At 65.9% G+C, this 19,809-nt stretch carries 11 protein-coding genes and 3 pseudogenes; 6 read left to right on the top strand and 8 right to left on the bottom strand.

The annotated features are described in order from the left end of the window. Window positions 1–7: 7 nt before the first annotated feature. A complete protein-coding gene (locus tag EET10_RS09145) occupies window positions 8–2,455 on the top strand; it encodes a [protein-PII] uridylyltransferase (protein ID WP_063468080.1) in 2,448 nt (815 codons plus the stop codon). A 182-nt stretch (window positions 2,456–2,637) separates the two neighbouring features. Here EET10_RS09145 and EET10_RS09150 read toward each other — a convergent pair whose 3' ends face one another. The 7 genes and pseudogenes from EET10_RS09150 to EET10_RS09185 form a co-directional block, all read right to left on the bottom strand. Continuing rightward, complete coding sequence (locus EET10_RS09150) at window positions 2,638–3,372, bottom strand: hypothetical protein (protein WP_122502080.1); 735 nt, start codon at window positions 3,370–3,372, stop codon at window positions 2,638–2,640. 338 nt (window positions 3,373–3,710) lie between these two features. After that, window positions 3,711–5,432: a DEAD/DEAH box helicase gene (locus EET10_RS09155; protein ID WP_122502081.1), complete on the bottom strand. Its 1,722-nt coding sequence runs from the start codon at window positions 5,430–5,432 to the stop codon at window positions 3,711–3,713. 727 nt (window positions 5,433–6,159) lie between these two features. After that, window positions 6,160–6,915 (bottom strand): 6TM ABC transporter family protein, encoded by a 756-nt coding sequence (locus EET10_RS32220; protein ID WP_036407021.1) that lies wholly within the window; start codon window positions 6,913–6,915, stop codon window positions 6,160–6,162. Then, window positions 6,912–7,526, bottom strand: a pseudogene (locus EET10_RS30710) (ATP-binding cassette domain-containing protein). The gene EET10_RS32220 and the pseudogene EET10_RS30710 overlap by 4 nt, the downstream one beginning before the upstream one ends. A 22-nt stretch (window positions 7,527–7,548) precedes the next feature. Further along, window positions 7,549–9,165, bottom strand: a complete 1,617-nt coding sequence (locus EET10_RS30715) for an ABC transporter transmembrane domain-containing protein (RefSeq protein ID WP_244601894.1) — start codon at window positions 9,163–9,165, stop codon at window positions 7,549–7,551. A gap of 27 nt (window positions 9,166–9,192) precedes the next feature. Then, window positions 9,193–10,788, bottom strand: a pseudogene (lanM, locus tag EET10_RS31960) (type 2 lanthipeptide synthetase LanM). A gap of 270 nt (window positions 10,789–11,058) precedes the next feature. Next, window positions 11,059–11,274 (bottom strand): hypothetical protein, encoded by a 216-nt coding sequence (locus EET10_RS09185; RefSeq protein ID WP_036407030.1) that lies wholly within the window; start codon window positions 11,272–11,274, stop codon window positions 11,059–11,061. Window positions 11,275–11,493: 219 nt separating this feature from the next. Between EET10_RS09185 and ffh the strand changes: the two genes are divergently transcribed. The 5 genes and pseudogenes from ffh (at window position 11,494) to EET10_RS09210 (ending at window position 18,407) form a co-directional block, all read left to right on the top strand. Next, window positions 11,494–13,080: a signal recognition particle protein gene (gene ffh / locus EET10_RS09190; protein WP_122502082.1), complete on the top strand. Its 1,587-nt coding sequence runs from the start codon at window positions 11,494–11,496 to the stop codon at window positions 13,078–13,080. A gap of 7 nt (window positions 13,081–13,087) precedes the next feature. After that, entirely contained in the window at window positions 13,088–14,176 is a 1,089-nt protein-coding gene (locus EET10_RS09195; protein ID WP_036407036.1) for a metal-dependent hydrolase family protein, read from the top strand. A gap of 59 nt (window positions 14,177–14,235) precedes the next feature. Then, window positions 14,236–15,933: a serine/threonine-protein kinase gene (locus tag EET10_RS09200; RefSeq protein ID WP_063468072.1), complete on the top strand. Its 1,698-nt coding sequence runs from the start codon at window positions 14,236–14,238 to the stop codon at window positions 15,931–15,933. A 65-nt stretch (window positions 15,934–15,998) separates the two neighbouring features. Further along, window positions 15,999–17,818: pseudogene (locus tag EET10_RS09205) on the top strand (N-acyl-D-amino-acid deacylase family protein). Between the two features lies 1 nt (window position 17,819). Further along, on the top strand, window positions 17,820–18,407 hold the full coding sequence (locus EET10_RS09210) for a TetR/AcrR family transcriptional regulator (RefSeq protein WP_122502083.1): 588 nt from the start codon (window positions 17,820–17,822) through the stop codon (window positions 18,405–18,407). A gap of 75 nt (window positions 18,408–18,482) precedes the next feature. On the opposite strand, the gene EET10_RS09215 is transcribed toward EET10_RS09210, so the two are convergent. Further along, complete coding sequence (locus tag EET10_RS09215) at window positions 18,483–19,367, bottom strand: D-alanyl-D-alanine carboxypeptidase family protein (protein WP_036407040.1); 885 nt, start codon at window positions 19,365–19,367, stop codon at window positions 18,483–18,485. Window positions 19,368–19,809: the final 442 nt, after the last annotated feature.

The following is a 19,809-nucleotide window of genomic DNA, read 5'->3' on the forward strand; positions in this document are numbered from 1 at the left end:
GCCCGGGATGACCCCCGACCAGCCAGGTCAGTGCGGAACCGCCTGCCCGGCAAGCGATTTGGTTGCCGCACGGCGCCAATTGCTGTCCGACGACCAGCGGGCACCGCATCCTGCGGAGCTGCGACAGGCCTGGCTGGACCTGCACGAGTCCTGGCTGACCGCCAAGGCCGCAGAAATCGGCATCACCGGCGACAGCGGCTTCGCGATCGTCGGGGTCGGCGGGCTCGGCCGACGCGAGCTGCTGCCGCATTCCGACCTGGACTTGTTGCTGGTGCACGACGCCAAGCCTGCCGAGATGCTGGGGGAGGTCGCCGACAAGCTGTGGTACCCGTTGTGGGACGCCAACATTCGGCTCGACCACAGCGTGCGAACCGTTCCAGACGCGCTGGGCGTGGCAAATTCCGACCTGGTGGCGGCCCTGGGCATGCTGGAAGCCCGTCACATCGCCGGCGACAAGCGACTTTCGGACGGGTTGATCGAAGGCGTGCGGCGGCAATGGCGCAGCGGAATACGTTCGCGCATGGACGAACTCGTCGAAATAACGCATGACCGTTGGTTGCGTTACGGCCGCATCGCCCACCGCGCCGAACCCGACCTCAAGTCGGGTCGTGGTGGCCTTCGCGACGTGCAGTTGCTCAACGCGCTGGCGATCGCGCAGCTCATCGACCGTCACGGCATGGCCGCCCCGGGCCTGCCGGTGGGTTCGCTGGACTACGCCTACCTCACGCTGCTCAACGTGCGCACCGAACTGCACCGGGTATCGGGCCGCGGACACGATCTGCTGCTGGCCCAGCACGCCGACGACATCGGCGCAGCCCTGCGTTTCGGCGACCGATTCGACCTGGCGCGGATGCTGTCCGGCGCCGGCCGCACCATCGCCTACCACTCCGAAACCGGGCTGCGCACCGCCGCCAACGCGTTGCCGCGCCGGGGTATCTCGGCCTTACGGCACCGGCCGAAGCGGCGACCGCTGGACGAGGGCGTCGTAGAGTATGCCAGCGAAATTGTGCTCGCCCGGGACGCCCACCCCGAACGTGATCCCGGACTGATGTTGCGCGTGGCCGCCGCCGCGGCCGACACCGGACTGCCCATCGGCGCTGCTACCTTGAGCCGACTGGCCACCTGCACTCCGGAGCTGCCGACGCCCTGGCCGCGTGAGGTATTGGACGACCTGCTGGTGGTACTGCTGGCCGGCCCCACCGCGGTGGGGACGATCGAAGCGCTCGACCGCACCGGGTTGTGGGGCCGATTGTTACCGGAATGGGGCAGCATCCGCGACCTCCCGCCCCGCGATGTCGCCCACAAATGGACCGTGGACCGGCATGTGATCGAGACCGCGATCCATGCCGCGCCGCTGTCCACCCGGGTGGCTCGACCCGATTTGCTGGCGCTTGGTGCGTTGCTGCACGACATCGGGAAGGGCAGAGGCGCCGACCACAGTGTCCTCGGCTCCGAAATGGTCATGCAGATCGGCGAGCGACTGGGTCTACCGCCGGCGGATATCGATGTGCTCTCGAAGCTGGTCCGTCATCACCTGCTGCTACCCGTCGTCGCCACCCGCAGCGATTTGAACGATCCGAAGACCATCGAGGGCGTGTCCGAGGCCCTGGGCGGGGACCCGCAATTGCTCGAGGTGCTGCACGCGCTGACGGAAGCCGACTCGAAGGCCACCGGTCCGGGCGTGTGGAGCGAGTGGAAGGCGTCGCTGGTCGACAAACTGGTGTCACGTTGCCGGATGGTGATGGCCGGCGAGGCGCTGCCTCAGGCGAAACCCCTTGCCTCGCAATATCTTTCGCTGGCCGCCGATCACGGCGTGCATGTGGAGATCGGCCCCGGCGACAGCGCGCGGATGTACCAGGTGGTGATGGTCGCCCCGGACCAGCCGGGGTTGGTCCCCAAAGCCGCTGCCGTGCTGGCGCTGAATTCGCTGGGCGTCCACTCCGCGGCGGTGAACAGTCACGACGGTGTTGCGATCACAGAATTCGTGGTGTCTCCGCTCTTCGGTTCGCCGCCGGCGGCCGAACTGCTGCGCCAGCAGTTCGTCGGTGCCCTCGGCGGCGATGTCGACGTGCTGGCGATGGTGGAGAAGCGCGACAGCGAGGCCAGCAGTTTCGCATCCGAGCGGGCCGGTGAGGTGGTGGCCGGAGTGCCGGTCACGCGTTCGGCCGCCCCACCGCGCATCCTGTGGCTCCAATCCGCGACCCCCGGCCAGCTACTCCTTGAGGTTCGTGCCATGGATAGACCGGGACTGCTTGCGCTGCTCGCGCACGCCCTGGAACGCGCGGGTGCAGATATCGTGTGGGCCAAGGTCAACACGTTCGGGTCGACCGCGGCCGACGTTTTCTGCGTGCGGGTTCCCGGGGAGTCCGACATACCCGCCGCGGTCGAGCAGCAGCTGTCGGCGGTGCTGGGTGCTCCCGCGGACGTCCTGGTCGACGAGCCCGTCGGCGACTAGCGTCCACCAGGCCATCCACGACCGGCGGTTGGAGTTAGCCGCCAATGCGGCCCGGCAGGACGATCGCCGACACCACGGCCCGCACTGAGAAGGCTTCCCGCTACTGTTTCGCCACCACCGGCGAACGCAGATCACCCGACTCAGCACCGGGAAGCCTAGCGTCTTACCGAAAGAATCTAACTTCAGTTGTCCTCGTCTATTAGAGTTACCTCACCATTCGGCGCTACCTTTACGTTGAATATTTCTCCATTCATTTCAACCTGGGCCAACCCATCATTCTTAATGGTGTATTCTTGATTACTCTGTGGCGGGGTGTCCGTATTGTTGACATTTTCCCCGTCTATCAGAGTTACCGCGCCATTCGACTCTACTTTCACATTGAATATTTCACCATTCATCTCAACTTGAGCTAACCCGTCATTATTCAAGTAGTATTCTTGATTGGTATTTGTAGGCGTGTCCGTGCCGCTGAAGAAGCTATTGAGATAATCCGCGTTGAATCCGAGAATAGGAACGGTGTCCACGCCAACCATTTCGGACAGCGGGTTGTCATTGAACGTTGATTCGGTAATCGAACTGGTCTGATAGTTACCGGTACCGAACCCATTATCGCTGTTATCGAAGCCCGAGCCGCCACCTCCGGTGTAGTCGGAGTTATTGTTCGTGCAGGTGTCCAATTTGAATCCGCCATGAGCAGTCAAGGTGATGACGAGCCTGCCGACGTTGATGTCGGTGGGGCTACCGGCGGCGTCGATGCCGGCTGTGACGCCACTCGCCAATGCCAACGCCCCCAGCGCAATCGCAGCGCCGTGCTTTCCGCGTGGCGCCTTGGCGACTCGCGCCGGGGGGTGCGCCAAGTCGGCTTCGGCAACGCTGACTTCATTTGTTGGCAGGGGACCTTGGGACAATGGAGGCATGGCGCAAGCCCTTTCTTTTCTCAGACGAAAATTCAGTCGGATACGCGGCCCAACAGGATGTCAACAGCAGAAACATCGACATCGCAAGGCGGATGCCCAGCTCAAACTGGCTTGCATATCGTAGACCAGGTACCGCAGCCATAGTTGAGGGTGGTCCACTATCGCGTACCTGCACTGCTGGAGGCGGTTGCTTCGCGTAGCGGAGACCCTGATCTGCGCCGCGGTGATCGACCGTAACGTGCCCTCCTTTGCCCGCCATGAACGGTTACGACCGGAGCGGCCGGTTGCGGGCAGGAGTGATTTCGGGGCCGGATTACAATAATTGATTCGCATGGTCTTCACGATTGCTCGGAGGTGAGCTGGCGCAAGGCCTCGATGCGCGCTTTGAGCTGCTCGCGGGTGGCCGCGGCAATCGGCGGGCCGCCGCAGCGGCGGCGCAGTTCGTTATGGATCCAGCCGTGTGGCCTGCCGGTGCGGTGATGAGCGATCGCCACCAGGCTGTTGAGCTCGCGGCGCAGCTCGCGCAGCTGGCCGTGGGTGGTAGCCGGCTGGGCGGGTCCTGCTTGCGCGGTCCCTTGCTGAAGCCGGGCCCTCCTTTGCAGCTGCTCGTCTTGGCGGCGGTGCAGCAGGGCGCGCATCTGCTCGGGGTCGAGCAGCCCCGGGATGCCGAGGTAGTCGGCCTCCTCGTCGCTTCCCGCCGGAGTGGCTGTGCCGAACGACGATCCGTCGAAGATGACCTGATCCAATTCGGCGTCGGCTCCCAGTGCGGTGAAGCCGGTTTCACCTGGTTCGGTTTGTGTCCTGGTGGCGGGATCGCCGGTGAGCGGATCGTCGCCCGATTCGCGGTGCGGCTGGCCCAGCACGTGGTTGCGCTGGGCCTCCAGCTCGCTGGCGAGCTGCAACAGGCTGGGCACCGACGGCAAGAAGATGCTTGCGGTTTCACCGGGTCGACGTGACCGCACGAACCGGCCAACCGCTTGCGCGAAGAACAACGGCGTCGACGCACTGGTGGCATAGATCCCCACCGACAGGCGAGGCACGTCGACACCTTCGGAAACCATCCGCACGGCGACCAGCCACCGGCTGGTGCTGGAAGCGAATTCCGCGATGCGGGACGAGGATCCGGGATCGTCGGACAAGACGACGGTGGGCGCTTCGGAAGTCAGCTTGGTCAGCAACCCGGCATAGGCTCGGGCCGCCGTCCGGTCCGAGGCGATGATCATGCCGCCGGCGTCGGGCACCTGGGCGCGCAGCTGACGCAACCGCTGGTCGGCGGCGGTGATGACCGCCGGCATCCACTCGCCGGCAGGGTCCAGCGCCGTGCGCCAGGCCCGTGCGGTCTGCTCGGCCGACAACGGCTCGCCCAGGCGGGCCTCATGCTCTTCCCCGGCGCTGTCGCGCCAGCGCGCCTGCCCGGAGTAGGCGAGGAACACCACCGGCCGGACCACGCCGTCAGCAAGGGCTTCGGCATAGCCGTAGGTGTGGTCGGCTTGGGAACGCAGCACCCCGTCCCCGCCGGGCGCGTAGCTGACGAACGGGATCGGGCTGTCGTCACTGCGAAACGGCGTGCCCGTCAGGCCGAGACGGCGCGTGGCGTCGCCGAAGGCCTCCCGGATGGCGTCGCCCCAGGTCTTGGCGTCGCCGCCGTGGTGGATCTCGTCGAAGACGACCAGCGTCTTGCGTTGTTCGGTGCGCACCCGGTGCAGCGCCGGATGCGCAGCGACCTGGGCGTAGGTGACGACGACGCCGTGGTACTCCGGTGAGGTCTGGGGGTTGGAGTTGGTGAACCTGGGGTCCAGGGCCAGCCCGTGCCGTGCGGCGGACTGCGCCCACTGGGTTTTCAGGTGCTCGGTAGGCACGACGACGGTGACCTGCTCGACCGCGCGATGGCTCAGCAATTCGGCCGTGATCCGCAGGGCGAACGTCGTCTTGCCCGATCCGGGGGTGGCCACGGCCAGAAAATCCCGCGGCTCGGCGGCCAGGTACTTGACGATTGCCCGGCGCTGCCAGCCCCGCAATGGCCGACTGCCTTCGGCGTCGGCGTGACTGACCTGCTGCATCGAACACTGCCCCCCAGATGCTCACTCGCGCGTGGCGGTTCACGTTCACGCCGTCACATGGCTCCGCACGCCGACCCGACGTGCTGGCACGTCGCGGCACGACACGCGGGGAGCCGTTGGCACACCGGCGGGCGCGACGAAAGTGTTCCGGGTCGGATCAGTGCGGCTGGGCGGCGAGTGTGAAATCTAGCATGGCAACGCTTTTCGGTGCAGTCGCGACATGAGTCACTTCCGGATCAGCCCGTCGCGTTCTTCGGACCCACCGCTGCGCCGGAGAGAGCTTTCGGGTCCATGCCGTTGAAGCCTGTATCGGTGTGCAGGTTGGCGGGTGTCCGGTTGCCGGTCTCTACAGCCCACTCAGGCCCGGGTCCGAAGACCCTGGTGCGAAGACCGATAACCGGTGAAAGTCGGCTTCCGTGATGCGCGCACTGTCCGTCGTGGCGGTCGTCGCGGCCGTTGCCGTCGGCGTGGCACCGACGGCCACCGCGGCTTCCGCTGTCCAGCTGAGGGGTCTGCTGCCGGCGGGGTAGGGTTTTGAGTCCTGCACACCGGAGCGCGATCATGTGCCGCCGGGCGCACTGGTCGCCTTGACGTGTCGGGACAACGCCCTGCCCGGCGGTCCGGAATATGCGTATTACAAGGTGTTCGCAGACCCCACGATGCTGGCCGCTCAATTCCTCAGAGACGTCAGTGCCAGGCATCCACACCCCGTGCCATGCCCGGAAGGTCAACCCTCGCCCGGGCCCTGGGTCGACGACAGCCCGCCGAACACGACGGCCGGTTCAATCCTGTGCAGCCGGCGACGATGTCGCGGTCGAGTGGACGAAAGACCGCGGCCTGCTCTTGGCTCTGGCCAGCGGACCCGACCTCGTCGGCCTGTACAACTGGTGGAAAGCCAACCGATGATCTCGGCCTGCGCTGCGGTGGGCGGCCTGGCGTGAATCGCCGAACATCGATGGCTCCTCCGCATGATGTAGCCCGACCCGCGGGTGCGCAGGTACAGCGTGTCCTCGACGTCGGCGCGCAGCACCAGGATCGTGCGCTGCACGATGACGTTGAGCAGGCGGCCCTTGGCCCACAGCAGCAGCGCCGACGCCAGAATGCCGGACGCGACCATCAGCGTCCGTGCCACCGCGCCGAAGTCGATGCCCTGGCCCGGGACGACATTCATCCCCGATACCAGGTCGGCGAAACCGTTGTCACCACGCGCCCGCAGGGCTGCGATCGCCTGCTCCTTGGTAAGGCCGGGCGGCAGCCGCTTGCCGATCACACCGTTGAACAACAGGTCGGTGGCGTGACCGAGAACACGGGGACCGGCCACCGCCAACGCGATCCCGGCGAGAGCGGCGGCGAGCACCGCTGCGATCAATCCGGCGTGCGGCGTGAGGCGCTGCGCGAGCCGTATCGCCGACCCGGTGAAGCTTTGCGGCTTCTCGCGGGAATCCTCGAGCTGCCCTTGGATGGGAGCCGACGTCGACGTCATTGCCAGCCGACCATATCGGCGCGCAGCGACTGCAGTTCGGAGAGTTCGGCATAGGCCGGGCAGGTCGCCAGAAGCCGATCATGTGTGCCGGTGCCGATCACCTCGCCGGCGTCGAGCACCACGATCTGGTCAACCGCGGCCACCGTCGAAATACGCTGTGCCACAATGATCACCGTCGAGTCCGGGGCCACCTCGCGCAAGGCGGTGCGCACCTGGGCGTCGGTCTGCACGTCAAGCGCGGAGAATGTGTCGTCGAACAGATAGACGGCGGGCCGGTTGATCACCGCGCGTGCGATCGCCAGCATCTGCCGCTGCCCGCCGGACAGATTGACCCGCCCTGAGCCAGCTGCATGTGCAGGCCATCGGCATGCTCGCCGACGAAATCGTCGGCGGCGGCCACCCGCAACGCCTCCCACATCTCGGCTTCACTTGGCACCCGGCCTGCCGAAGCGCAGGTTGTCGGCCACGGTGCCGGAGAACAGATAACCGCGCTGGGGCACCAGCCCGATCGCCGACCAAAGCTCTTCGGTGCCGTAGTCGCGAACGTCGATTCCGTCCACCAGCACCGCGCCGTCGGCGACGTCGTAGAACCGGCAGATCAGCGATACCAGCGTCGACTTGCCCGAACCACTCTTACCCGATGATCGCCGTCACGGTCCCCGGCGACGCGGTCAAAGAAACATTCCGCAGCGCCGCGCGATCAGCGCCCGGATAGCGAAACGTCACCCGATCGAGCCGCACCACCCCTTCGATGCCGTATGCCGGCCGCTTCAGGTCCAGCGGGCTGGTGATAGCCGGAGCCGTCGACAGCAGTTCGCCCAGGCGCCCGGCACAGACCGACGCGCGAGGCAACAGCTCGAGAAATTCCATCAATATCAGCACGGACATGAGGATCAACAGAAAGTACGACAAGAATGCGATCAGCGAGCCGACTTGCATCTGCCCGGCTTCGATGCGCAGGCCGCCGAACCACGTCAGCGCCACGCTGGACAGGTTGATCATCAGCATCGTCACCGGCGCCATCAGTACCTGCCATCGACCGACCGCCAGCGCGGTCACGAACACGTCGCGGTTGGCTTTGGTGAACCGCCGTTGCTCGAAACGCTCCCGGGCGAAGGCCCGGATCACCTTGATACCCGAAAGCTGTTCTCGCATGACGCGATTGATGTTGTCGATCAGGCTCTGCAGGCGGTGGAACAGCGGCAGCATTCGGGAGATCATCAGGTAGCTCGCCACTGTCAGCACCAGAACACTGACAACCAGTAGCCACGACAAGCCGACATCCTGGTGGATCGACATGACCACGCCACCGACACACATGATCGGAGCGGTGATCAGCACGGTGCTCGTCATCTGCACCACCACCTCGCCCACGCCGCCTAACACCGGGGGCCCGCCACTCACCCGCTTCGGGTCACCGCATTTTCGAGTGAGACACAGGATCGCTCCGGCCCCGCCCCCGAGGACGTCGAATGCCTTGTCCCCGTTCACCAGATCCGGGCCGATCCGGCGGGCCGCGCCGACCGCTTCTTCGATCAGCCCGGCGTCGTCCAGCAGGACGCCGACGCGCGCCAGCGCGTATGCCACCGAGGGAAATCCCAGCAGCCCGCCGCCCCCGAGCGAGGCGATGCCGCGGTCGTCGGCCTTGACCAGCCAGCGGCGCACGATCGCCAAGGCGCCCCGCGCCGACTCGCCGAATCCGAGACCCGGGGCCACCTTTTGGAGCGCGGCAAAGAACAGCGCTACCCCGGAGCGGCCGTTGTAAAGATCCAATTCCATTGCCCGCAAGGCGAATTCGTCACCCTGAGGTAGGCTCTTGAGAACCAGCCACCCCGGCTCGCCATTGGCTTGGCGAATTGCCGCGCGTTCAAGACCGCGCCCCAGCGCGACCGCCTGGTCCACCAATTGCGCCCGATCCAACGGCTCCATCTGCTCGTCGTCGTACTCCGCGGGCGGGGCATACCAGGTGAAACTCTTGGCATCGCGGGCATCCATCGAGCCCCTGATCAGCTTGACCTGCCAGCAGAGGTCGTCCTCGCCGAGGTGTAAGAGATTCTGCTGCGACTGGTTGACTGCGGAGTCGGTGAAGCAGGCCCTGGCCGTTTCGCCGGACGGCAGTACGAGCGAATCGCTGTCCCCCCGCGCGGTGAATTTGGGTACATCGGTTCGCCAGAATGCCGCTACCTCCTCGCGGACCAGCGGCCACAGCTCTAGCCGCCGTATGTCATGCAGGAACGGCCGCGACAGCACCTCCAACTGTATGTCGAAGTCGATGCCCTACCGCAAGCAGTCGGGGCGGCAGGCGCTGTTGAGGACGGACACGTAATGCATGGTGCTGCGAAGGATGAAACGTGCCGGGTAAGTGAACATCTCGCGGAACGGGCTGTCCGGTGCCACTAGCTGTTGCCGATGGTTTGCCAACAGCTTGTAGACCGACTGGAAGCCGTCGACAATATCCTCGACATTGCTGTCCGGAGAAAGGTATTGCCCTTCGAAACGCGGCAGATTCTCGCCCTGCTTGGGTTTGACCTTTCCGTAGCGATATCCCAGTCCGTCGGTGTTGATGTGTTGCCAGGTCAAGACTTCATATTCGCCTTTTTCATCCGCAGATCGCGCGATCGCCGAAATGTCATAGTGGCGGTGTTGGCCCTTCACCGGATTCGGGAGGAAGTGGGTGGCCAAGACGGATCGCCCCAGCCGCCGGGCGACTTCATCGGTGAGTTCAGAATCGTCGGTGGCCATCGGATGGCCGTAGATGGTCTCGAGGTCCACCGGCACCGGATATTCCCCGCAGGCGATCAGGTTCTCGAAGTGAAAATCGGTGCCGTTGAAGACATAGAGCAAGCACAGGAGCGTGCCTGACCTGCGGTAGAAGCGCCCGACCTGCTCGTCGCAATCGCAAGCCCGGTTGTCGACGAATTCCACCCAGCCGTACCCGTCGCGCTCGAGGATCTTCAGCACCGGAAACGCGGGATCCGCACCGAGCGCGTTCAGCCACGTGGTGAAGCGGAAATACGCCGCTTCCAGCGCCAGATCCTTCGGCTAATAGATCAGCATTTCCCCGGTGGCGAACTCAATGGCGACCACCGACTTGCCGCCGAAGTGGGGATCTGGCAAATCCATCTTGATGGCCGCGAGATCACCGGGGTTAGAGACACCGAAGATCCGGCCGATGTCTGCGCGGTCGGCTCGCAGCCGGGCGAGGAATTCGGCGCTGTTGGCCACCCACTGCAGCACGGCGACCGCCATCAGCCTTGCCATCACGCAATACTCTGCGAACAAGGGCCGCCAGCCGGTTCTCCGGCTGTCCGCGACAAACTCCAGATACGCCGTCCGTGACTCATGTGCTCGTGCGGGGTCGGGACAGGGCAGCCCGTCGAGTTGACGGCACGCCAGAAAGGTGCGGAACTCCAACTCCAGCACCCGCGAGGAAATTCGCGAGAGGGCTTGCAGCAGAGAATGTTCCATGCTGCCGCGAACCTGGACCGGCAGGGCGAGGTAGTCGCTGGCGGCTTCTTCCAGCCGGTTCTCGGCAACGGCGAGGAACGGCAGCAGCAGTTCCTCGAACGGCACCGGCGTATCCCCTTGCAGAAAAGGCAATTCGCGCTCGGGTCCGCTACCGATCCCACCGGCAGCGCCCGCCCGTAACACCTCGTCCAATACCTCAGTCCACGTCGGCACGGCGAAGACTTCCGGCCTCGCCACGTCTCCGAGCAATGCCCGTACGCTTTCCTGATCGAGCGAGTCGAGCGACAACCGGCGGCGAAACTGGCCCGCGTCGCCGTCTGCGACGATCTCGCACCACCTCTGTAGCCGTGCCGCTGCCTTACGCGAAACCCCGGCCGCCGCCGAGTCGAAGGCACCTGGGTCCATGATGCGCTAGCGCAGCGCACTCGCTCGGGACACCAACTCGAGCAACTCCGCATGGCTCAATTCCACCGCGGGCCGCGTCGCCGGCCCTTTCACTTGCACGTGTTGATCCCCCCGACGGCCGCAGTCCCGAGCCTTCGGGGCTAACCCGCTTCAACAACCCGCTGCCTCGACGGCGTCGCCCGGGCAACGAAGTTTCTCTAAACCCGGATCTCTTCCATTTCTCTTTCCCGGTCCGCTTCTCTTTCCCGCTTGGCGTCCGCAGACGGCGATTCAGTGTCGTGCGGGATGGCGACTCGCCAGCGCGGTAAAACCTCCGGTGTCGTCGAAGAACGCCCACGTCCCGGAGTCGTTGACCTCCATACGCCATCCCAGCTCGGACTTGTCCGTGACGGAGTCGACAAACCAGGCGTGCGCGGCTTCGGCACTGGCAAGATTTTTCGTTGCGACAATCGCGCCGTGTGGGTCGATTACCCGAAACTCAACCATGTGACCCGATTAACCTTTTCGCCCCGGCTTCAATCGTGGGTAATGGGCAGCTGCCAAGTCGTTCAGGTCGCGCAGCTCATATTCGGCGCGAAAACCCACCGGTGACTGCTGGGGCCATAACGGCCATAAGGCGGGCCCCGTTGTCACTGGCGGGGCCGGTGTGCCCGCTGCGCAACGGGCCGTACCGGCCCGTATCGTCGCCCGGCTAGGCTGGCGGGCGTGTTTGAATCGCTGTCCGACCGGTTGACCAGTGCCCTGCAGGGGCTACGCGGCAAGGGGCGCCTGACCGACGCCGATATCGATGCCACGACGCGTGAAATCCGGTTGGCGCTGCTGGAAGCCGACGTTTCACTGCCCGTGGTCAGGGCGTTCGTCCACCGGATCAAAGAACGCGCCCGCGGCGCCGAAGTGTCCGGGGCACTCAATCCGGCCCAACAGGTCGTCAAGATCGTCAACGACGAACTCATCGGCATCCTCGGTGGCCAGACTCGCGAACTGGTATTCGCCAAGACGCCGCCGACCGTCATCATGCTCGCCGGCCTGCAGGGCTCCGGAAAGACGACGCTGGCCGGCAAGCTCGCCGTGCGCCTCAAGAGCCAAGGGCACACACCGCTGCTCGTGGCCTGCGACCTGCAGCGCCCGGCCGCAGTCAATCAGCTGCAGGTCGTCGGCCAACGCGCCGGTGTGACGGTGTTCGCTCCGCATCCCGGCGCATCACCTGAGTCCGGACCCGGCGACCCGGTCGCCGTCGCCGCGGCGGGGCTGGCCGAAGCCCGGGCCAAGCACTTTGACGTCGTCATCGTGGACACCGCCGGACGGCTGGGCATCGACGAGGAGCTGATGGCCCAGGCCGCCGCCATCCGGGATGCCATCGACCCCGATGAGGTGCTGTTCGTCCTCGACGCGATGATCGGTCAAGATGCGGTAGCCACCGCTCAGGCGTTCGGCGAGGGCGTCGGCTTCAGCGGTGTGGTGTTGACCAAGCTGGACGGCGACGCCCGCGGCGGCGCGGCGCTGTCGGTCCGCGAAGTGACCGGTGTGCCAATCCTTTTCGCCTCCACCGGGGAGAAGCTGGAGGATTTCGACGTCTTCCACCCGGACCGGATGGCCAGCCGCATCCTGGGAATGGGCGATGTGCTGAGCCTGATCGAACAGGCCGAGCAGGTCTTCGACGCCCAGCAAGCCGAGGAAGCCGCGGCCAAGATCGGCGCCGGCGAGCTGACCCTGGAAGACTTCCTCGAACAGATGCTCGCCGTCCGCAAGATGGGCCCCATCGGCAACCTGCTGGGCATGCTGCCCGGCGCGGGTCAGATGAAGGAAGCGCTGGCCGAGATCGACGACAAACAACTCGACCGGGTCCAGGCCATCATTCGCGGGATGACCCCCGAAGAGCGGGCCGACCCCAAGATCATCAACGCGTCGCGGCGGCTGCGCATCGCCAACGGCTCGGGCGTGACGGTCTCCGAGGTCAACCAGCTCGTCGACCGCTTCTTCGAAGCCCGCAAGATGATGTCCTCGATGCTCGGCGGCATGGGTATCCCAGGTCTGGGCCGCAAATCCGCGACACGCAAATCCAAGGCCGCCCGAGGAAAAGCCGGCAAGAAGGGCAAGAAGGGTGCCCGCGGTCCGACACCGCCGAAGGTCAAAAGCCCCTTCGGTATGCCGGGTATGCCGGGTATGCCGGGTATGCCGGCAGGATTTCCGGACCTATCGCACATGCCTGAAGGCCTCGACGAGCTGCCGCCCGGACTGGCCGACTTCGACCTTTCCAAGCTCAAGTTCCCGGGCAACCCCGGCAAGAAGTAGCCACGCCGTGCCCCTGCACGTGCGAGGCTTGGCGCTGCCCGACGAGAACCCGATTGACCTGTGGATCGTCGACGGTCGCATCAGCACCGAGCCCGTTGCCGGCGCCGACACCGTCTTCGGTGCTTCTGGGGCCGGCTGGATCCTGCCGGGCCTGGTGGACGCGCACTGCCACGTCGGGCTCGGGCAACACGGTGCCATCGCCCTCGACGAGGCGGCAACCCAGGCCGAGACCGAACGTGACGTGGGCGCACTGCTGCTGCGTGATTGCGGCTCACCGACCGATACCCGTAGTCTCGACGACCGCCACGACTTGCCTCGCATCATCCGCGCCGGCAGGCATTTGGCCAGGCCCAAGCGCTACATCCCCGGTTTCGCTGTCGAACTCGAGGACGAATGGCAGCTGCCGGCCGCGGTGGCCGAGCAGGCCCGCCGCGGCGACGGTTGGGTCAAGCTGGTCGGCGACTGGATCGACCGCCAAGTCGGCGATCTCGCCCCCCTGTGGTCCGACGACGTCCTCGAGGCCGCCATCGATGCCGCGCACACGCACGGGGCCCGGGTCACCGCCCACGTCTTCGGTGAGGATGCGCTGCCAGGTCTGATCAACGCCGGAATCGACTGTATCGAGCATGGCACGGGGTTGACTGACCACACCATCGCGTTGATGCTCGAACACCACACCGCATTGGTGCCCACGCTGATCAACGTCGAAAACTTCCCGGGGATCGCGGATTCGGCAACTCGCTATCCGACCTACGCCGCCCACATGCGCGACCTGTATGCCCGCACTTATCCACGGGTGGCCGCGGCGCGGGAGGCCGGAGTTGCGGTGTATGCCGGTAGCGATGCCGGCAGCACGGTCCGACATGGACGTATTGCCGACGAGGTCGAGGCCCTCAAGAACATCGGGATGAATCCGACCGAAGCACTGGGCGCGGCGTGCTGGGACGCCCGGCGCTGGTTGGGCCGGCCCGGCCTGGACCACGGCGCATCAGCGGATTTGTTGTGCTACGTCGAGGACCCGCGGCAGGGCCCGGGTGTGCTGAACCGGCCCGATGTGATAATCCTGCGCGGCAAGACGTTTCGGGCCAAGTGTTAACCGGCTGTTAGCCGAACACTTGCCGGGCGCGCCGTCGCGGCGGCGGTTACCATCGCGGAATGGCGTTGGCCGGCGGCGCGACCTTTGCCGCCTACACAATCGTGCGACTTCTGGGGTCGGGCCCGACGGGCGAGGTCTATCTCGTCGAGGACCCGCGATCGGCGCAGTGGGCGGCGCTGAAAGTTCTCTCACCGGACCTGTCGTCGGACTCCGAGTTCCGCCGGCGATTCCACCGGGAGACCGCCGTCGCCGCGAACCTCTATCACCCGAACATCGTCGAGGTTCATGACCGCGGCGAGTTCGAAGGCCGGCTGTGGATCGCGATGGACTACATCGAGGGCATCAGCGCCGAGCAGCTGATGCGCGAGCGGTTTCCGGCGGTCTTACCGGTCGCCGAGGTGCTCGCCATAGTCAGCGCCACGGCCGCCGCTCTCGACTACGCCCATCAGCGTGGACTGTTGCACGGTGACGTCAAGCCCGCCAACATCCTGGTGACCAACCCGGGGCCGGGTGAGCCGCGGATTCTGTTGAGCGACTTCGGGATAGCGCAGCACGCGCCGGAACAGACGGTGCGGAGCGAGGCCGACGGGCGCGCCGACCAATACGCCTTGGCGGCTACCGCTTTTCAGCTGTTCACCGGCACGTCGCCGGTCGACGTGCCGGGCAAGCTCAGCGACCTGCGCCCGGACTTGGCACGGCTTGACGCGGCCTTGTCCAGGGCGTTCAGCGCCGATCCCGCCGGTCGTTTCGTGAGCTGCCGGGAGTTCGCCGATGCGCTCAACGAACAGGCCGGGGTCATGCCGGTCGACCAGCGTCCCGAGGTTTTGGATGCAGCGACGGCCTGGCCGGTCGCCACCGTGGCCGAACCCGCCTATGTCGTCGACTACCCGGTCTACGACTGGCCGCAGAGCCCAGCTGCACCACCGACCCCACCACCGGCCCCCGCGTCGGTGACACGGCAACGGCGCGGCACCCCATTGCAGTCGGCGGCCGCGGCGCTGGCTCGGCGCCTCGACGCGTTCTCCCAATCAACGCGCGAACCGGGCAAGCGCGGACGGCGCCGGATCCTGCTCGGCTCGGGCGTCGTAGTCCTGCTCGTTGGCCTGCTCGCCGTCGGCATCGCGATCGGCCGCAAGACGACCGGCGACCATCCTCAGGCGGCCGGGCCGCAGACCAGTTCATCCAGTGCATCCGGCATGCCGGCGACCAGCGACCCGGCCGGCCCGCCGGCCCCCCTCGACGGCACCTACCAAATCGAGGTCCAACGCTCGAAGCAAACTTACGACTACACCCCGAGCCCACAGCCTCCGGACGTCAACACCTGGTGGGCAATCCGCTCTTCGTGCACACCGACGGGATGTCTGGCCGCGGCCACCATGCTCGACGACAACGACCACACGCAGGCAAAATCGGGCGTTCGCCCGCTGGTCTTGGAGTTCGGCCAGGGCCAGTGGAAGTCCCGGTCGGAGGCGGTGCAGTTCGCGTGCATCGGGCCCAACGGCGCGGCCAGCACCCAGGCCACCACCCAGGTGCTGTCGTTGCGGCCCCAACCGGTCGGGGACCTTGTGGGCGAGATGGTAGTCACCGTGCACAGCAACGAATGCGGTCAACAGGGAGCGGTCATCCGCATCCCGGCGGTGGCCAGTCGCAGTGGTGATCTGCCGCCCGCAGTCAACGTGCCGGATCCCGTGACCATTCCCGAGAACCCACCGGCAACCACCACTCCAACCACACCGCCGTCCGGCCCGGGCCGCTGAGACTACGGCCGCCGATTCGGCGGGAGAATCGCGCGCGCTCAAAAGATTGCGAGCGATCACTATCTATGTTAGGTTGGTGGCAACTCGACGACCCGGAGGAACTGTGAGCTACGACGTAATCATTCGCAACGGACTGTGGTTCGACGGCACCGGCGCCGCGCCGCAGACCCGCAGCCTTGGCATCCGCGACGGAGTAGTGGCCACGGTGTCCCACAAGCCGCTGGACGAAACCGGCTGCCCGGAGGTGATCGATGCGGCGGGGAAGTGGGTGGTGCCCGGATTCATCGACGTGCACACCCACTACGACGCCGAGGTGCTGCTAGACCCCGGACTGCGCGAATCGGTGCGCCACGGCGTCACCACGGTGCTGCTGGGCAACTGTTCGCTGTCGACGGTGTACGCCAACTCCGAGGACGCCGCCGACCTTTTCAGCCGCGTCGAAGCCGTGCCGCGTGAGTTCGTCTACCGTGCCCTGGACACCAACCGAACGTGGTCCACGGCAGCCGAATACATCAAGGCCATCGACAGCCTGCCGCTGGGCCCGAATGTGGGCTCGCTGCTTGGCCATTCGGATTTACGGGCGGCGGTGCTCGGGCTTGACCGCGCCACCGATGCCACCGTCCGGCCCACCGATGCCGAACTGGAGACGATGGCGACATTGCTCGACGAGGCGCTCGACGCCGGAATGCTCGGCATGTCCGGGATGGACGCGGCGATCGACAAGCTCGACGGCGACCGTTTCCGGTCCCGCGCGCTGCCGTCCACCTTCGCGACCTGGCGTGAGCGGCGCAAGCTCATCTCGGTGTTGCGCAAGCGCGGCCGGATCCTACAGAGCGCGCCCGACCTCGACAGGCCGGCGACCGGACTGCTGTTCTTCTTGGCCAGCAGCCGAATCCTCAATCACCGCAAGCGAGTTCGGATGAGCATGCTGGTATCGGCCGATGCCAAGTCGATGCCGCTGGCCGTGCACACCTTCGGGCTCGGCACCCGCATCCTCAACAAGCTGCTGGGCGCCAGCGTGCGCTTCCAGCATCTGCCGGTCCCGTTCGAGCTGTATTCCGACGGAATCGATCTGCCGGTCTTCGAAGAATTCGGTGCCGGCACGGCGGCGCTGCATCTGCGTGAGCAATTGGAACGCAACGAATTGCTGGCCGACGAGTCCTACCGCCGGCGGTTCCGGCGCGAATTCGACCGAATCAAGCTCGGACCCACGTTGTGGCACCGCGACTTCCACGACGCGGTGATCGTCGAATGCCCCGATAAGTCGGTGATCGGCAAGAGCTTTGGGCAAATCGCCGACGAACGTGGGTTGCACCCGCTCGACGCCTTCCTCGACGTGCTCGTCGAAAACGGTGAACGCAACGTGCGCTGGACGACCATCGTCGCCAACCACCGGCCCAAGGAGCTCAACAAGCTCGCCGCCGAACCGAGTGTACACATGGGCTTCTCCGATGCGGGCGCGCACCTGCGCAACATGGCCTTCTACAACTTCGGACTACGGTTGCTCAAGCGTGTTTGGGATGCCGAGCGGGCCGGCAAGCCATTCCTGTCCATCCAGCGTGCGGTGCATCGCCTGACCGGTGAAGTGGCCGAGTGGTTCGGCATCAACGCCGGCACGCTGCGCCAAGGCGACCGCGCTGACTTCGTGGTGATCGACCCGGCCCACCTCGACGAATCGGTGGACGGTTATCACGAGGCGGAGGCCTGCTTCTACGGCGGCTTGCGGCGAATGGTCAATCGCAACGACTCGACCGTCGTCGCAACCGGGGTCAACGGCGCCGTCGTGTTCCGCGGGGGTCAGTTCCGGGACGGTTACGGCCAGACCGTGCAGTCGGGACGATACTTGCGAGCGGGTGAGCGCCAAGCCATGAAGGCCGGCGCCTGAGATGGCTCGCACCCAGCAGCAACGCCGCGAAGAAACCGTCGGACGGCTTCTCGACGCCTGTATCGCCACCATCATCGAAGTAGGCTATGCCCGGGCATCCGCGGCCATGATCACCAAGCGCGCCGGGGTGTCGGTAGGCGCACTGTTTCGCCACTTCGACACGATGGGCGACTTCATGGCGGCCACGGCGTCGGAGGTGTTGCGCCGTCAGCTCGAGACATTCACCAAGCGAGTTGCCGAGATACCTGCCGACCGGCCGGCGCTGGAATCGGCGCTGGCAATCCTGCGGGACATCACCAGCGGTCCGACCAACGCGGTGCTGTACGAACTGCTGATCGCCGCACGCACCGACGACAAGCTCAGAGACACATTGCAGCAGGAACTGGGCCAGTATTCAGCGAAGATCTACGATGCGGCCCGGGCGCTGCCGGGCGCCGAGAGCGTCCCGGAGGAGACGTTTCCCGTCATCGTGGCACTGCTGACGAATGTGTTCGACGGAGCTGCCGTGGTGCAGGGGATACTGCCACAGCCGGAGATCGAGGAGCGGCGGATCTCGGTGCTCACCGCCCTGCTGACCGGCGGCATGTGACCGCGAGAAGACGCAAAATCGCCCCTATTTCAGCGAAAAGGGGCGATATTGCGTCTTCTCGCGGTGCCGGCGGCACTAGAGGGAGCCGATGCTGGCTTGCGGGCTGAGGGCAAATCCCCAGTCGAACAGGCTGGCGGCCTGATCCCAATAGGTGGGGCCGCCCTCTTTGACCGTCCCGTACATCATGGCGATCACCAGCCGGCGACCGTTTCGGGCAGCGGCGCCGACGAATGTCTTGCGCGCGGCGTTGGTGAACCCGGTCTTGCCGCCGATCGCGCCCGGATAGCGCTGTAGCAGCTCATCCTGGTTGACGATCGGTTGGTCACCGTTGTCGCCGGGGAACATCGCCGAGGGTTCGGCAGTGATATGAGCAAACACCGGGTTGGCCATCGCGGCCCTGAAGATGACGGCGAGGTCGTGCGCCGTCGAGGCGCCGGAACCGCCGGGTCCGTCCAAGCCGGACGGGGTAGCCGCATGGGTGCTCCCCGCACCCAGGGCAACGGCTTTGGCGTTCATCTTGGCCACGGCGACGTCCTGGCCGCCCAGCATGTGCGCAAGCGTGTCGGCGGCGTCATTACCAGAAACCAGCAGCAGCGCGTCGAGCAACTCCCGCGCGGTATAGGTGCGGCCCGGCTTGATGCCGACACAATTGCATTCGACCTGGGTGTCGGCGACGTCGGCGACGACGGTCGAATTCAGGTCGAGTTCGTCCAGCACAACCAATGCCAGCAGCACCTTGATCGTGCTCGCGGGTGGATGGGCGACATTCTGGTCGCGTTCGGCCAATACCTGGCCACCGTCGAGATCGGCCACGATCCAGGTCTGGGCCGGACCGTCAGGGATCGGTACCGAGCCGACGGGCTGGACGTCGGCGTCTGCCCTCGAGACCGGGGAGGTGGCGGCTGCGTTGACGCTGGCGACCGCGAGCAACGCTGCGGCCGCAGCCATGAGCTTCCGCATGGGCGCAAAGTTTATCGTCCAGTGTTGCGCGGCGCCCAATGCGGCGGGCGCCCGGCGCGTCAGCGGGGACGTCTACGGCCACGGCATGTCACGCCATGAGTAAAGGCTCCGGTGCCAATGTCATGGAAACCGTAGGAGACCCAGTAGTAGTTGTGGCAGACATTCCCGTCCCAGGGCACGGGTCTGCCCGCCGGATTGGGGTCACCCGGCACCATTGCTGGCATGACTTGCCGCTCGGGCAGCCCGCGGGAGCGGCCTGCGCTGAAGGTGCTGCCAGCGCCACACCGCTCTGCAGCACCAGGGTCGTTGCCAGTCCCGCGATCGCTGATTTCAGAATGGCTGGATCATTCTGCTCGGCGCTACGGCGTGTCCCGGGAAAGGCGGAATCCGCGGTGTGCGGTTCATCCTGACTCCTCCGTTGCAGCGGGAGGTTCATTCGCAA

Origin of the sequence: Mycobacterium pseudokansasii (assembly GCF_900566075.1) — a bacterium.
Lineage (GTDB): Bacteria > Actinomycetota > Actinomycetes > Mycobacteriales > Mycobacteriaceae > Mycobacterium > Mycobacterium pseudokansasii.

Coding starts and splice junctions, on each gene's coding strand:
- EET10_RS09150 (WP_122502080.1), bottom strand. CDS start 3,372: ATGCCTCCATTGTCCCAAGGTCCCCTGCCAACAAATGAAGTCAGCGTT.
- EET10_RS09145 (WP_063468080.1), top strand. CDS start 8: ATGACCCCCGACCAGCCAGGTCAGTGCGGAACCGCCTGCCCGGCAAGC.
- EET10_RS09200 (WP_063468072.1), top strand. CDS start 14,236: ATGGCGTTGGCCGGCGGCGCGACCTTTGCCGCCTACACAATCGTGCGA.
- EET10_RS09155 (WP_122502081.1), bottom strand. CDS start 5,432: ATGCAGCAGGTCAGTCACGCCGACGCCGAAGGCAGTCGGCCATTGCGG.
- EET10_RS09210 (WP_122502083.1), top strand. CDS start 17,820: ATGGCTCGCACCCAGCAGCAACGCCGCGAAGAAACCGTCGGACGGCTT.
- EET10_RS09185 (WP_036407030.1), bottom strand. CDS start 11,274: ATGGTTGAGTTTCGGGTAATCGACCCACACGGCGCGATTGTCGCAACG.
- EET10_RS09215 (WP_036407040.1), bottom strand. CDS start 19,367: ATGCGGAAGCTCATGGCTGCGGCCGCAGCGTTGCTCGCGGTCGCCAGC.
- EET10_RS32220 (WP_036407021.1), bottom strand. CDS start 6,915: ATGACGTCGACGTCGGCTCCCATCCAAGGGCAGCTCGAGGATTCCCGC.